The sequence below is a fragment of the Dokdonella sp. genome (assembly GCF_019634845.1).
GTDB lineage: Bacteria > Pseudomonadota > Gammaproteobacteria > Xanthomonadales > Rhodanobacteraceae > Dokdonella_A.
This window is the reverse complement of record NZ_JAHCAQ010000017.1, coordinates 73,474-86,661: the sequence shown is the minus strand read 5'-3', so window position 1 is coordinate 86,661 and position 13,188 is coordinate 73,474. Positions and strand designations below refer to the sequence as shown.

General features: G+C 70.7%; 13 protein-coding genes. 7 read left to right on the top strand and 6 right to left on the bottom strand.

Annotated features, from left to right (window positions below; genetic code table 11):
• The first annotated feature begins 185 nt into the window (after window positions 1-185).
• From KF903_RS12415 to rimK, 4 genes are all read left to right on the top strand, one after another.
• Window positions 186-686 carry a hypothetical protein gene (locus KF903_RS12415; protein WP_291215289.1) on the top strand — a complete coding sequence of 167 codons (501 nt, stop codon included), beginning with the start codon at window positions 186-188 and terminating at the stop codon, window positions 684-686.
• A gap of 499 nt (window positions 687-1,185) precedes the next feature.
• Window positions 1,186-1,671 (top strand): hypothetical protein, encoded by a 486-nt coding sequence (locus tag KF903_RS12410; RefSeq protein WP_291215286.1) that lies wholly within the window; start codon window positions 1,186-1,188, stop codon window positions 1,669-1,671.
• 162 nt (window positions 1,672-1,833) lie between these two features.
• On the top strand, window positions 1,834-2,316 hold the full coding sequence (locus tag KF903_RS12405; RefSeq protein ID WP_291215283.1) for a hypothetical protein: 483 nt from the start codon (window positions 1,834-1,836) through the stop codon (window positions 2,314-2,316).
• Window positions 2,317-2,482: 166 nt separating this feature from the next.
• Window positions 2,483-3,394 carry a 30S ribosomal protein S6--L-glutamate ligase gene (gene rimK / locus KF903_RS12400; RefSeq protein ID WP_291215281.1) on the top strand — a complete coding sequence of 304 codons (912 nt, stop codon included), beginning with the start codon at window positions 2,483-2,485 and terminating at the stop codon, window positions 3,392-3,394.
• A gap of 40 nt (window positions 3,395-3,434) precedes the next feature.
• Here rimK and KF903_RS12395 read toward each other — a convergent pair whose 3' ends face one another.
• The 6 genes from KF903_RS12395 to KF903_RS12370 all read right to left on the bottom strand — a co-directional run bounded on the left by KF903_RS12395 (window position 3,435) and on the right by KF903_RS12370 (window position 9,219).
• A complete protein-coding gene (locus KF903_RS12395) occupies window positions 3,435-3,953 on the bottom strand; it encodes an adenine phosphoribosyltransferase (protein WP_291215279.1) in 519 nt (172 codons plus the stop codon).
• Between the two features lie 9 nt (window positions 3,954-3,962).
• On the bottom strand, window positions 3,963-4,886 hold the full coding sequence (gene grxD, locus KF903_RS12390) for a Grx4 family monothiol glutaredoxin (RefSeq protein WP_291215277.1): 924 nt from the start codon (window positions 4,884-4,886) through the stop codon (window positions 3,963-3,965).
• A gap of 61 nt (window positions 4,887-4,947) precedes the next feature.
• Complete coding sequence (locus KF903_RS12385; protein WP_291215275.1) at window positions 4,948-5,892, bottom strand: aldo/keto reductase; 945 nt, start codon at window positions 5,890-5,892, stop codon at window positions 4,948-4,950.
• Between the two features lie 46 nt (window positions 5,893-5,938).
• Window positions 5,939-6,526, bottom strand: a complete 588-nt coding sequence (locus tag KF903_RS12380) for a C40 family peptidase (protein ID WP_291215273.1) — start codon at window positions 6,524-6,526, stop codon at window positions 5,939-5,941.
• Window positions 6,527-6,818: 292 nt separating this feature from the next.
• Entirely contained in the window at window positions 6,819-8,057 is a 1,239-nt protein-coding gene (locus tag KF903_RS12375; RefSeq protein WP_291215271.1) for an aminotransferase class I/II-fold pyridoxal phosphate-dependent enzyme, read from the bottom strand.
• A gap of 25 nt (window positions 8,058-8,082) precedes the next feature.
• Window positions 8,083-9,219: a sensor domain-containing diguanylate cyclase gene (locus KF903_RS12370; protein WP_291215268.1), complete on the bottom strand. Its 1,137-nt coding sequence runs from the start codon at window positions 9,217-9,219 to the stop codon at window positions 8,083-8,085.
• A 121-nt stretch (window positions 9,220-9,340) separates the two neighbouring features.
• On the opposite strand from KF903_RS12370, the gene rsgA reads away from it, so the two are divergent.
• From rsgA to KF903_RS12355, 3 genes are all read left to right on the top strand, one after another.
• Window positions 9,341-10,414: a ribosome small subunit-dependent GTPase A gene (rsgA, locus tag KF903_RS12365; protein WP_291215265.1), complete on the top strand. Its 1,074-nt coding sequence runs from the start codon at window positions 9,341-9,343 to the stop codon at window positions 10,412-10,414.
• 76 nt (window positions 10,415-10,490) lie between these two features.
• Complete coding sequence (locus tag KF903_RS12360) at window positions 10,491-11,753, top strand: flavohemoglobin expression-modulating QEGLA motif protein (RefSeq protein ID WP_291215263.1); 1,263 nt, start codon at window positions 10,491-10,493, stop codon at window positions 11,751-11,753.
• A gap of 26 nt (window positions 11,754-11,779) precedes the next feature.
• Window positions 11,780-13,090 carry an amidohydrolase gene (locus KF903_RS12355; RefSeq protein ID WP_291215260.1) on the top strand — a complete coding sequence of 437 codons (1,311 nt, stop codon included), beginning with the start codon at window positions 11,780-11,782 and terminating at the stop codon, window positions 13,088-13,090.
• Window positions 13,091-13,188 lie beyond the last annotated feature (98 nt).

The following is a 13,188-nucleotide window of genomic DNA, read 5'->3' as shown; positions in this document are numbered from 1 at the left end:
CTCCACCTCGATCACTGCATCCATGCCCGGACCGGCCCACGGCGGCGGTGTGGCTGCGTGCGCGACGTCGATGCCTCGCTGCGGCCCGGTCGGTACCTTTGGCAGTTGACAAGCCGGCCCTGCCTCAGTCATCGTACGATACGATTCGTATCACTTCTTTCCCACCCCCTGCCCGGAGTCATTCCATGCGTCTGCGTCGTCATCCCTTGTCCGCCCTCGCCCTGCTCGCCTGCCTTGCCGTGCCTGGCGCACTCGCGTTCGCGCGCACGGCCGATCAACCCTGGCCCAGCTCGGTCGATGCGGTGCAGTTCGCCGAGCAGGCCGCGGCGGTGCAGGAAGAGATGAAGCCTGGCGGCCGTTTCGGCGCCATCGGCGCTGCCGACCGCAGCGAGGTCGAGCGTAATCTGGGAGTCGTGCAGAAGTTGTTCGATGAGCGTGGCGCGGCATCGCGCATGAACAATCGCGAACAGGTGCAACTGGCCAACGCGCAGGAGAAGATCAACGCATTGCTCACGGGCAACGACGACGAGCGCCTCATCTGCACGCTCGAGCAGCGCTCGGGTACCCACTTCAAGACCAAGATCTGCCAGACCGCCCGCCAGCGCCGCGAAGTGACGCGGCAGAGTCAGGAGGGCTACCAGCGGCAACTGATGCAGGGCGGCCCTTCACAGACCGTCGGCGACTGATTGATCGGGAGTAGTGCATGTACCTGCAGGCAGGTCGGGACGGCCTGCCTGCGCAGCAGGCAGGCAAGGGCTGATCACACCGGGCGCATCCACGCGCTTGCCGGCCGCCTGATCGCAGCCGTCGGCAAGACCTGTTCCTGACACAGATCGACCCGGCACTGCGCCGCGGCGGCGTGGCTCTGGCGGCGGCGCGCCTGCGTCAGGCCGGAACAGGGTCCGGCGTCGGTGCGGCGGTGACCGCAGCGCTGCCGGGCGCCCTCACGGGAGCGCGCGCGGCGGCCGGAACGCAGGCGCATGCCGCCTCACTTGGAGCCGTCGCCGCAGCCGCCGGCACGCCGCTGGCTGCGTGCTGCCTGACAGTGCGTGACTACCGTCGTATGCGTACGAACACACTCGTAGATATGTCGACGGGAGGTGTCTCATGTGCGGTCGACTCCTGCGGATGATGGGTCTGGCGTTGGTGTTGGTGCTGGGTGTTGCCTGCGGGATCGACCCTGCCATGGCGCGCAAGGCCGACATGACGTGGCAAAGCTCGTTCAGCAGCGCCGACTTCGCGGCGCAGCTCGCGGAGTTGCGCCGGCAACTGCAGCCCGATGGCCCTTATGGGGGCGTCAGCGCGGCCAACCGTGCGCAGGTCGAGACCCAGCTGGCGGTGCGTCAGGCCCTGTTCGAACGACGCGGAGTGGTATCGCGCATGACCAACCCGGAGCAGGTGCAGCTGGCCAATGCGCAAGCGACGATCAATACCCTGCTGACCGCCCCTGCCGACGACGACCAGCTCGTGTGCACGATGGAGCACACCACCCGCACCCACTTCCGGCGCAAGATCTGCCAGAGCAAGCGGGAGTGGCGCGAGCTGGCGCGTGGTGGTCGCGAGGGTTACCAGAACCAGTTCATGAAGGGGGGGCCCTCGCAGGACGTCGACCGGCCCGATTGGGCCATGCGCGCCTGCCGCAATCCGCCGCACAGTTGGGCATGCCAATGATGGGCGATGGATGCTGATTGCCTGCGTCCGGACGCGTACAGGGTGGCTGGCAGGTCGGGCGCAGGCGCGTCGCACGCGGTCGCGACCGGCGTCGACCGCGCTCCCCCCTTCTGGCTTGCCCGCTCGGTCACCGCTACGATCGATGCCCACGTGGAGAAGCCAATGTCCAGAGCCTGCTGCCTGATCCTGAGTATCGGCATCCTCGTTGCCGCAAGCGTCTCGGCGACGGCCTCGGAGCGCTGGTGGCGCGACGCCGCCGACAGCGCCGCGTTCAATGCGCAGGTGTCGCGCCTGCACGAGCAGATGCAGCCCGGCGAGCGCTACGGCGACGTCGGTGAGCATGACCGCGCCGAGATCGAGCGCAATCTTGCGCTGCTGCGGCCGTTGTTCGATGCGCGCGGGTCGGTCGCTGCCATGAGCGACGATGACCGTGTGGTCGTGCTCAATGCGCAGGAACGGATCAACGCGCTGCTCGAAGGCAATGACGGCGACCGCATGGTGTGCACGCGCGAGGCACAGATGGGCACGCGCTTTCGCACCACCACCTGCATGACCGTGCGCGAGCGCGCCAATCTCAAGAAGATCGGCAGTGAAGTCGTGCGCAAGAATCAGTACAACCGCGATACCAAACGCGACGGCGGCTGAATCGGCGGCATCGGTTGCGGTCCCGCTGCGCCTGAGTGCGCCGGGGACGATGGCTGGCGGCGGCACGGGTCGATCCTGCGACGCCGCGCGTTGTCCCATCGCGGCTCGATTTGCTGCACACTGCGGCCGCCGCGGCCCTCGCGGCCGAGTCAGCAGCCACCGGCGCATGAAGATTGCCATCCTGTCGCGCAACGCGCGTCTGTATTCGACCCGCCGTCTCGTCGAGGCGGCCCGTGAGCGCGGCCATGTCGCGCGCGTGCTCGATCCGCTGCGCTGCTACATGCGCATTGCCCCCGGCAGCTTCCAGATGCACTACGGCGGCAAGCGTCTGCATGGCTTCGATGCCGTGATCCCGCGCATTGGGGCTTCGATCACGTTCTACGGCACGGCGGTGGTTCGTCAGTTCGAGAAGATGGGCGCGTGGACGCCGAACGACGCCGAAGCGATCCTGCGTGCGCGCGACAAGCTGCGCGCCCTGCAGATGCTCGCCGCCGAGGGGGTCGACCTGCCGACCACGGTGTTTGGCGACAATCCCGAGGACAGCGCCGACCTGCTGGCCATGCTCGGCGAACCACCGCATGTGCTCAAGCTCAACGAAGGGGCGCAGGGGCAGGGCGTGCTGCTGGCCGAGAAACGCAGCGCCTCGCTCGGCATGATCGAGGCGTTCCGCACGCTGTATGCCAATTTCATCGTGCAGGAGTTCATCCGCGAGGCCAATGGCGCCGATCTGCGCTGCTTTGTGGTGGGCGGCCGCGTGGTGGCGGCGATGCAGCGGCAGGCGCCCGAAGGCGACTTCCGCGCCAACCTGCATCGCGGCGGCAGCGCCAGCGCGGTCGAGCTGAGTTCCGGCGAGCACGAGCTCGCGCTGCGTGCCACGCGCGTGCTCGGCCTGGGCATCGCCGGCGTCGACCTGTTGCGTTCGGCCCGCGGGCCACTCGTGCTCGAGGTCAATTCCTCGCCGGGGCTCGAAGGCATCGAGGCCGCCAGTGGCGTCGACGTGGCCGGTGTCATCGTCGAGTACGTTGCCGCCGCGGCGGCGGCGCGCGCGTCGTCATCGCCGCGACATCGTTGCAGCTGACCTGCCGCGTCGCGCGGTGTGGCGGCGCCGGACGCGGCTGTCAGTAGTGCAGCAAGGCGTGCAGCGGCGCGGCATCGCCCCAGACGGCGCGCCCGCCGAGCGCATCGAGTTCGATCAACAGGCTCGCGCCGACGACGTGGGCGCCGCACGCCTGCACGAGCGCACGCGCCGCGCGCAGCGTGCCGCCAGTGGCCAGCACGTCGTCGGCGAGCAGCACGCGCGCACCCTCGGGCAGCGCGTCGGCACGCATTTCGAGACGGTCGTGGCCGTATTCGAGCGCATAGTCGACGCCGCGCGTGGGCGGTGGCAGCTTGCCGGGCTTGCGCAGCGGCACCAGGCCGGCGCCAAGCGCGCCGGCCAGCGCGGTGCCGAAGATGAAGCCGCGCGCTTCGACGGCGGCGACCGCGTCGATGCGCGCGTCGCGCCAGGGTGCCGCCAGCAGCGCGACCGCGCGGCGGAATGCGTCCGCATCGGCCAGCAGCGGCGTGATGTCGCGAAACGTCACGCCCGGTGCCGGAAAATCGGCAACCGCACGGATCAGGCCGGCCAGGGCATCCATTGGCGCGCCTCAGTAGCGCGGCACGTTCGGATCGATTTCGCGCGACCACGCATCGATGCCACCCTCGACGTTGTACAGATCGCTGAAGCCGTGGTCGCGGAAGTGCTCGGCGGCGTTGCGGCTGGCGTTGCCGTGGTGGCAGATGAAGGCGATTGCGGTGTCGCGCGGCAGGTTGGTGAGGCGCTCGTGGCTCTCGGGCGTGAACGCCTCGGCACCGGCGAACGGCACTTGGCTGCGCTCGTCGAGGCCGCGCACGTCGAGCACGAGCAGGTCACCGTGCTGCATGCGGCGCTTGAGCTCGTGCACGTCGATCGATTTGATGACTGCGGGTGCGGCCGGCAGGAAGATCGTCAGACCCACGCCGTGCGGCGTGCTGGCCCAGTCGATCTGCGCACCATCGGCGCGCGGCGCGCTGGCCAGGTCGAAATGGATCTCCAGCCCGTTGGCGACGCTCACGATGTCGTGCGGACCGGCCTGGCCCAGCTGGAAGCGCGGCTGGAAGTGCGCATCGACCGTGAGGAACAGGCACGCCTCGCCGGCGCCGGCCAGGGCCACGCGGATCTGCTCGGCGGCGGTGTCGGTGATCGTCAGCGTCGGCGGCGTGCGATCGGGCCGCGCCTGGCCGAGCAGCTCGTGCAACTCGCCCGAGTCGTACATCGACTGCACGATGTCGGCGCCGCCGACCAGCTCGCCATCGACGTAGAGCTGCGGAATCGTCGGCCAGTTGCCGAACTCCTTGATGCCGGCGCGGATTTCCTCGTCGGCCAGCACGTCGACGCTGGCGTAGTCGTCGAGCAGGCTGTTGAGGCGGTCGGCGGCGGCTGCCGAGAAACCGCATTGCGGCGCGTGGCGCGTGCCCTTCATGAACAGCACGACGCGGTGGCCGGCCAGCAGCGCCTCGATGCGGGCGCGGGTAGCAGGTGACATGGACATGGCGATTTCCCGAACGGACAGCCGCCCATGATAGCGAGGCCCGACGCCGGCTGCGTGAACCTCAGGCGCTGACGCCGTCCAGCCTCGCCAGATCGTCGGTGTCGAGCTGCAGCCGCAACGCGCCGGCCAGCTCGGTCACCTGGGCGGGGCTCGTCGCGCTGGCGATCGGCGCGCTGACGCCGGGGCGGGCCATGAGCCAGGCCAGGGCGACCTGCGCCGGGCTGGCGCCACGGCGGCGCGCCACGTCGTCGAGCGCAGCCAGCACGCGCAGGCCATGCCCGTTCAGATGGCGACCGACGGCGGCGGCGCGCGCGGTGCTCTTGCCGAGATCGGCCTGGCTGCGGTACTTGCCGCTGAGGAAGCCGCTCGCCAGTGCGTAGTAGCACACCACGCCGAGCTGCTCGCGCTGCACCAGCGGCGCCAGCGTGCGCTCGTAGTCGCGCCGCGCCATCAGGCTGTATTCGGGCTGGATCACCTCGTAGCGCGGCAGGCCTTCGGCGGCGCTCGTCGCCAGCGCCGCGGCCAGCCGCTCGGCACTGAAGTTGGAGGCGCCGATGGCGGCCACCTTGCCGCGCTCGATCAGACGCGCGAACGCGCCGAGCGTGTCGGCCAGCGGCACTTGCGGGTCATCCTCGTGGGCGAAATACAGGTCGATGCGATCGACTCCGAGCCGCCGCAGCGAATCGTCGGCGGCCGCCTCGATGTTGGCCGGCGACAGGCCGCGCCGTGCGTCCCACTTGGCGACCTTGGTGGCGATGCGCATGCGGTGGCGCTGGCCGCTGCGGGCCAGCCAGCGGCCGATCATCGCCTCGGATTCGCCGCCGTGGTTGCCGGCCACCCAGGCCGGGTAGACATCGGCGGTATCGATCATGTCGATGCCGGCATCGACCGCCGCGTCGAGCACGCCGGCCGCATGGGCCTCGTCGACGCTCCAGCCGAACACGTTGCCACCGAGCACGAGTGGTGCGATCGACAATCCCGAACGGCCGAGCGGGCGCGAAGTCATGGCGGCGCTGATGGGTCGCGCGGCGCGGGCGGCCAGCCGGTGCGGCTCAGCCGAGCACGTCGGGGCGCCTGGCACCGGCGAAGCGGCGCGCCCAGTAGGTCTCGTCGAGGCTGCTCACGCTGACGTGCTTGCCGGTCGAGGGTGAGTGGATGAAGCGGTTGTCGCCCAGGTAGATGCCCACGTGCGAGATGCGCTTGCCGTGGGTGCGGAAGAACACGAGGTCGCCGACCTGCATGTCGGCGCGTGCGACCTTGCTGCCGACCTGGAACTGGCTGGCCGAATTGGATGGCAGCAGGGCGCCGATCGTGTGCTGGTAGACATAGCGCACGAAGCCGCTGCAATCGAAGCCGGTGTGCGGGTCGCGGCCACCGCGCCGATAGCGAACCTCGCGCAGGCTCAGCGAAAAATCGGCCAGCAGGCGGCGGATGCGTGAGGCCGGCGGCGCCGCATCGGCGGCCTGCTCGACCGGCTCGGCCGGCAGCACCAGCATCGTCCCTGCATCGGGCAGCGCCGTGGTGGCGATTGCGCCGGCGCGATCGAGGCCCAGCACGCCGAGCGCCGGGCCCTGCAGCGGGGCGGCGGCGACGCTGGCGCTGGCCGACAGCAGCAGCGCCAACAGGGCGGACGACGTCATTGGCTGGAATCGCATGGCGCAACACCCCGTGCAACCGGACCGGACAAGGGCGGCCATGACCAACGGCACACCCGGCGAGGGCGGGAAAGTAGCAAAGCCTTCGCTGAACGGTGTTGGCGTTTCGTTAAGGATGCAGCGCTCGATTCCGCACCGGCTGGCCGCAACCGATTGATTTGCAGTGGTGGAGCGGCGTCCGCAACGCGCGCGGCGGCCGGGTCGGGCCGCTCGGGCCGCGGCCGCTGCCGCTTGCGCAGCGGCAGTGCCGGTGCCACAGAGCGTCGCCCGCGGCCGCTCAGGCGACGCGGCGGGCGGCTTGTTCGGCGCAGCGTTCGAGCTGGCGCTCGAGGCGCGCGAACGCATCCTCGAGTACGGCCGGTTCGGGCAGCAGTGTCACCCGGAAGTGGTTGCGCGCGGCGATGTTGAAGCTCGACCCGGGCACCAGCAGGATGCGCTCGGCCTCGAGCAGATCGAGCGCGAAACGGGCGTCGTCGAAGTCGGGCAGGCGTTGCGGATCGACGCTCGGGAATGCATACAGCGCACCGTGCGGCGCCACCACGCGCAGGAAGGCGCTGCGCCCGACCGCGTCGCAGATCGCCGCGCGTGCCGCATGCAGGCGTCCACCCGGCGCGGTCAGCCGGCCGATTTCGTTGGGGCCCTCGAGCGCGGGGCGGATCGCCCATTGCGCGGTGACGTTGCTGCACAGGCGCAGCGAGGCCAGCAGGTCGAGTGCGCGCAGGAGCTCGCCCGTGCGCGCCGGCGCCCCGCTCAGCACCAGCCAGCCGACGCGGTAGCCGCAGGCCAGGTGCACCTTGGACAGGCCGCCATAGCTGATGCATGGCACTTCGGCCGCGAGCGGCGCCAGCGGCGTGTGGCTGGCGCCGTCGTAGAGCACGCTGTCGTAGATCTCGTCGCCGAGCAGCACGAGCCGGTGACGGCGGGCGATGTCGACCAGCGCCAGCAGCAGCTCGCGCGGATAGACCGCACCGGTCGGGTTGTTCGGATTGATGATGACCAGCGCGCGCGTGCGCGGCGTGACCAGCGCCTCGATCTCGGCCGCGTCGGGCAGGTGCTCGCGCGTGGCCGGACATGGGTAGTGCACCGGCACACCGCCGTTGAGGCGCGTGGCCGCGGTCCACAACGGATAGTCGGGCGCCGGCACCAGCACCTCGTCGCCCTCGTCGAGCAGGGCGCGCAGGCTGAGGTCGATGAGCTCGCTGACGCCGTTGCCGATGAACACCTGCTCGGCACTGGCCGCGACTCCGTTGCGCCGGTGCAGTGCGGCGATCGCCTCGCGCGCCTCGACCAGGCCCTGCTGGTGGCAGTAGGCCTCGCTGCGCGGCAGGTGTTCGGCGATCGCGTCGCGCAGGTGCTGCGGCACGCGGAAGCCGAACAGGCCCGGGTTGCCGATGTGCAGGCGCAGGATCGCCTGACCGTCGCGCTCGAGCTCGTGGGCGCGCCGACTCAGCGGACCACGGATGTCATAACGCACCTGGCCGAGTCGGCTGGCGACCGCGATGGGGGGCTCGTGCATGGCAATACCGGACGGTAGCAACGGCTCATTTTAGCAACGATGCCGCATCGCAGCACGCGCCGCGTGGCGCCGCCGCGGCCCGGTCGCGCGGGTCGAATGCGCGCACGCAGTTGCGCCCGGCCGCCTTGGCCAGATACAGCGCGCGGTCGGCCTGTTCGACGAGGGCCTGGGGCGAGGCATCGCCCGCCGGTCCGATCGCGGCGCCGATGCTGACCGTGATGCGCGGCACCTGCGGTGCCAACGGATGGCGCAGGTCGCGCGCCTCGACCGCGCCGCGCACGCGCTCGGCGCAGGCGAGCGCGGCGTCGAGCCCGCAACCGGGCAGCAGCAGCGCGAATTCGTCGCCGCCGATGCGCGCGACGGTGACCTCGGGCTGCGCTGCGGCGGCGACGCACTGGCGTGCCACTTCGCGCAGGCAGTCGTCGCCACGCAGGTGGCCGGCGTGGTCGTTGAGTGGCTTGAAGCAGTCGACGTCGACCAGCAGCAGGGCCAGCGGCCGGCCGTTGGCGGCATGCCGTGACCATTCGTCGGCCAGTTGCGCGTCGAAGCAGCGCCGGTTGCCAACGCCGGTGAGGCCGTCGCTGAGCGACAACTGGCGCAGGCGGCGGTTGGCGTGTTCCAGTTCATGCACGATGCGCGCGAGGTGGATCGCGCCGGCCACCTGCAGGGCGATCGCGTCGAAGATCGCGCAGACTTCGGCGGTGAAGAAATCGGCCCGCGTGCTCTCGAGGTTGAGCACGCCGTGCAGGCGCTGGCGGTGGCGGATCGGCACCAGGTATTCGCTGCGCACGTCGGCATTGCCGGCGACGTAGTCGGGGTCGGCTGCGACGTCGGCGATGAGCTGGGCCTGGCCGCTGCGCGCGACGCGGCCGGCGGCACCGATCGTGACTGGCCATGGCAGGCCGCTGGGCAGGTCGAGGTTGAGTTCGCCGCTCCACACCTCGTCGACGAAATGGGTGCCCGTCTCGTTGAGCAGGATGATGCTGGCGATCGCAACCGGCAGCTCGCGCGTGAGGCAGTCGGTGATGCGCTGCAGGGTGTCGTCGAGCGAGTCGCCCTGCAGTGCCTGGCCCGAGACCTCGGCGAGGATCGCGGCCAGCGCCACCCGGCGACCGCCGTCCTCGTCCGCGGACCGGCCGACCGCCGGCGCTGGCGTCGCCATCGGCGTGGATGTTGCGCGGTCGGCCATCGTGTTCGTTGCGACGCTCTGCTGTCGTCCGATCCGCTTGAGTCTACGCCGATTCGACCGCCCACAGGCGCCGGCGCCGGCTAGAATCGCGCCAATGTCTGCCCCCTGCAGCCCCGACCAACGACTGGCGCGCATTGGCTGGCGCGGCACCGACGACGTCGCGGTGGCCGGCCGCGGCAGTGTCGCGCGCGTGGTGGCGCAGCATCGCAGCGGTTATGAGCTGCATGATGGCGCGAGCACGTTCAACGCCCAGCCGGCCGCGCGCTTCCTGCGCCGCAACCTCGATCCGGTGCTGCGCCCCGCCGTCGGCGACTTCGTCAGCGTGGCGCCGGGCCAGCCGCCGACCATCGACGAGGTGCTGCCGCGCCGCAGTGTGCTGCGACGCGGCGCCGCCGGCGAGAGTCACCAGCAGCAGCTCATCGCCACCAACATCGATCTCGTGCTGGTGCTGGTCGGCCTCGATGGTGATTTCAACCCGGCACGCATCGAACGCTACCTGCTGCTGGTCGAGGGCAGCGGGGCGCAGGCGATCGTGGTACTGACCAAGGCCGACCGCGTCAGCGACGCCGTCGCGCGCGTGGCGCAGTTGCAGGCGCGCCTGCCGGGCGCGCGCGTCGTCGCGGTCAATGCCAAGGATGCCGCCAGCGTGGCGCCGCTCGCGGCCGAGCTGGGGCCCGGTCGCAGCGGCGTGCTGGTCGGTTCGTCCGGCGCCGGCAAGTCGACACTGACCAACACCCTGCTCGGCCAGCAGCGCCAGGCGACCGCGGCGGTGCGTGCGCACGACAGCCGCGGCCGCCACACCACCACCCACCGCGCGCTCATCATGCTGCCGACCGGCGGCTGTCTCATCGACACCCCCGGCATGCGCGAGCTCAAGCTCACCGGCGAGGAGCAGCTCGATGCCGGCCAGTTCGCCGACATCGAGGAGCTCGCGCAGGCGTGCCGCTTCGGCGACTGCGCGCATGGCAGCGAACCGGGTTGCGCGGTGCAGGCGGCGCTCGCCGACGGGCGTCTCGACCCCGATCGCTGGCGCAACTACCGCAAGCTGCGCGACGAACTGGCGGCCAGCGCCGACGCGCTGGAAGTGCAGTTGCGGCGCAAGAGCACCGCCAAGGTGCTGACCAAGGCGCTCCACCGCCGCCTCGGCGAGAAGGCCGGCCGCCGCTGAGGGTCGCCGCCGACGAGGCTCGCGGCGCAGTCACTGCGCGAGCTGCTATCGTCGCGGCCGCCACCACCAGCCGTGCATGATGGCAACCTCGACCGACATCGATCGCTACGCCGAACTCGACCGCCGCCTGGTGGCGGCCACGCGCGGCATGCATGTGCTGCAGTACGTGAGCTGGCCGGCAGCGACCGAGCAGTGTTTCCTCGCCGCCTGGCGCGCGGGCCGCCCCTGTCTGCCGCAGGTCAGCTACCCGCGCTGCGACCTGGCCGCGACGCGTGCCGAGCTCGATGCGATCATCGCCGCCGCCGACTCCGGTCATCCGATCGGCGACTACCTTGCGCGCAACGCGCGCTCCTGGCGCATCGCCGCCGACCTGCTCGATGCACTGGGCACGCCGGCGGTCACCGCGCTGTCGGTGCAGTTGTATGGCCAGCCCCACGATCGCCTGCCCGGCTCGACGCTGACCAGTCTCGATGCCGCACACCACTTCATCGCGGTGGCCGACGAAGTCGGCAATGGCGCCGGCGCGGCCGAGCCACCCGACGAGATTCCGGCCAGCGCGCTGCGCGAGGAGCTGTGCGCGCGACTCGATGCCTTCTTCGGCGCCGGCGTGGTGCAGGTGGAAACCGACCCCGACCTCATCGCCAAGGCGGCGGCTGGCGCCACCCGCATCCGCCTGCGCGCGGCTGCCACGTTCACCAGCTATGACCGCGACCAGTTGCTCAACCACGAGGCCTTCGTGCACTCGCTGACCGCGCTCAACGGTCGCGCGCAGCCTTGCCTGAAGTCGCTGGCACGCGCCTCACCGCGCATCACCGCCACCCAGGAAGGGCTGGCGGTGTTCGCCGAACTGGCCTCGGGCTCGATCGACATCATGCGCATGCAGCGCATCTCGCTGCGCATCCTCGCCATCGACATGGCGATGCGCGGTGCCGATTTCATCGAGGTGTTCCGCTTCTTCCTGCAGGCGGGGCAGAGCGATGCCGACAGCTTCGCCTCGGCGCAGCGCGTGTTCCGCGGCGTGGCACCGGCAGGTGGCGCAGCCTTCACCAAGGACGCGGTGTACCTGCACGGCCTGCTGGCCGTGCACACGTTTTTCCGCTGGGCGCTGCGCCACAACCGCATGGCGCTGTGCCGCAACCTGTTTGCGGGCAAGCTGGCGCTGCGCGACGTGTTCGCGCTGCAGGCGCAGTTCGACGACGGCACGATCGCCGCCCCGCGCCACGTGCCGCCGTGGTTGCAGCATGCGCGCGGGCTGGCCGGTACCCTTGCGTTTTCGCTGTTCAGCAACCGCCTGCATCTGGACCAGGTCAAGCCGGAAGATCTGGCCCTGGGCATGTGATGCCGGCCCCACGAGGAGACACCACCATGCACAAGACCCTGTTCGGCGCGGCGCTGCTGCTGGCCGCACCCGCCTTCGCCGCCAGCGAGCCATCCGGCGCGGCGCAGACGATGGCGCCATGGGTGCCGACGATGACGCAGTGGCGACGCGACCTGCACCAGCATCCGGAACTGTCCAACCAGGAGCGGCGCACGGCGAAGTTCGTCGCCGCCGAATTGAAGAAGTTCGGCTACACGGTGCGCACCGGCATCGCCCACACCGGCGTGACCGGCGTCCTCAAGGGCGGCAAGCCCGGGCCCAGGCTGGCGATCCGCGCCGACATGGACGGCCTGCCCGTGACCGAGGAGGTCGATCTGCCGTTCGCGTCCAAGGCCAGGGGCGAATACCTCGGCAAGCCGGTCGGCATCATGCATGCCTGCGGCCACGACGCGCACGTGGCGATGACGCTCGGCGTGGCGCAGGCGCTGGCGCAACGGCGCAACGAGCTGGCGGGTGATGTCATGTTCATCTTCCAGCCGGCCGAGGAAGGCGCGCCGCCGGGCGAGGAAGGGGGCGCGCCGCTGATGGTCAAGGAAGGCGTGTTCAAGGACTTCCGCCCCGACGCGATCTTCGGCATGCACGTGGTCAGCGCGCTGCCGGTCGGCGTCGTCGCGCTGCGTGCCGGCGGCGCGATGGCCAGCTCCGACACCTTCCGCATCGTCGTGCACGGCAAGCAGAGCCATGGCGCCACGCCGTGGAAGGGCGTCGATCCGATCGTGACCGCGGCCGAGATCGTCACCGCGGCGCAGACCATCGTCAGCCGCGAGCTCGACATCAACCATGAGCCGGCGGTGCTGACCTTCGGCATCTTCGATGGCGGCTCGCGCTTCAACATCGTGCCCGACAAGGCCGAGCTGCAGGGCACCGTGCGCGCGTTCGACGAGGGCATGCGCCAGCATGCGCTGGCCAGCCTGCGCAACATCGCCGAGCACGTTGCCGCCGCCCATGGCGCCACGGTCGAGGCGCAGGTGCCGCTGTCGGCCGACAGCAGCAACCCGGTCAACTACAACGATCCGGCGCTGACCGCGCGCGTGCGCGCCAGCCTGGAGACCGCGCTCGGCAAGGACCGGGTGCGCGAGGCGCAGCGCTGGACCGCCTCGGAAGATTTTCCCCAGCTTGGCCAGGCCATCCAGGTGCCGAGCGTGTACTTCTTCGTCGGCGCGACACCGGCGGGGACCGACCCCGCCACCGCGCCGACCAACCACTCGCCGCATTTCTTCCTCGACGAAGGCGCACTCGCCGTCGGCAGCGCGGGCATGCTGCAGGCCGCGCTCGACTATCTCGGCGCGGCGCGCTAGCCGAAGGCGCGATCCAAGCGCATCGCAAAACCGGGTCGGCCGGGCGCGTGCATGCGCGTCCAGCCTGCGCGGCCCACGTCCTGCGGCCGATGATCCTC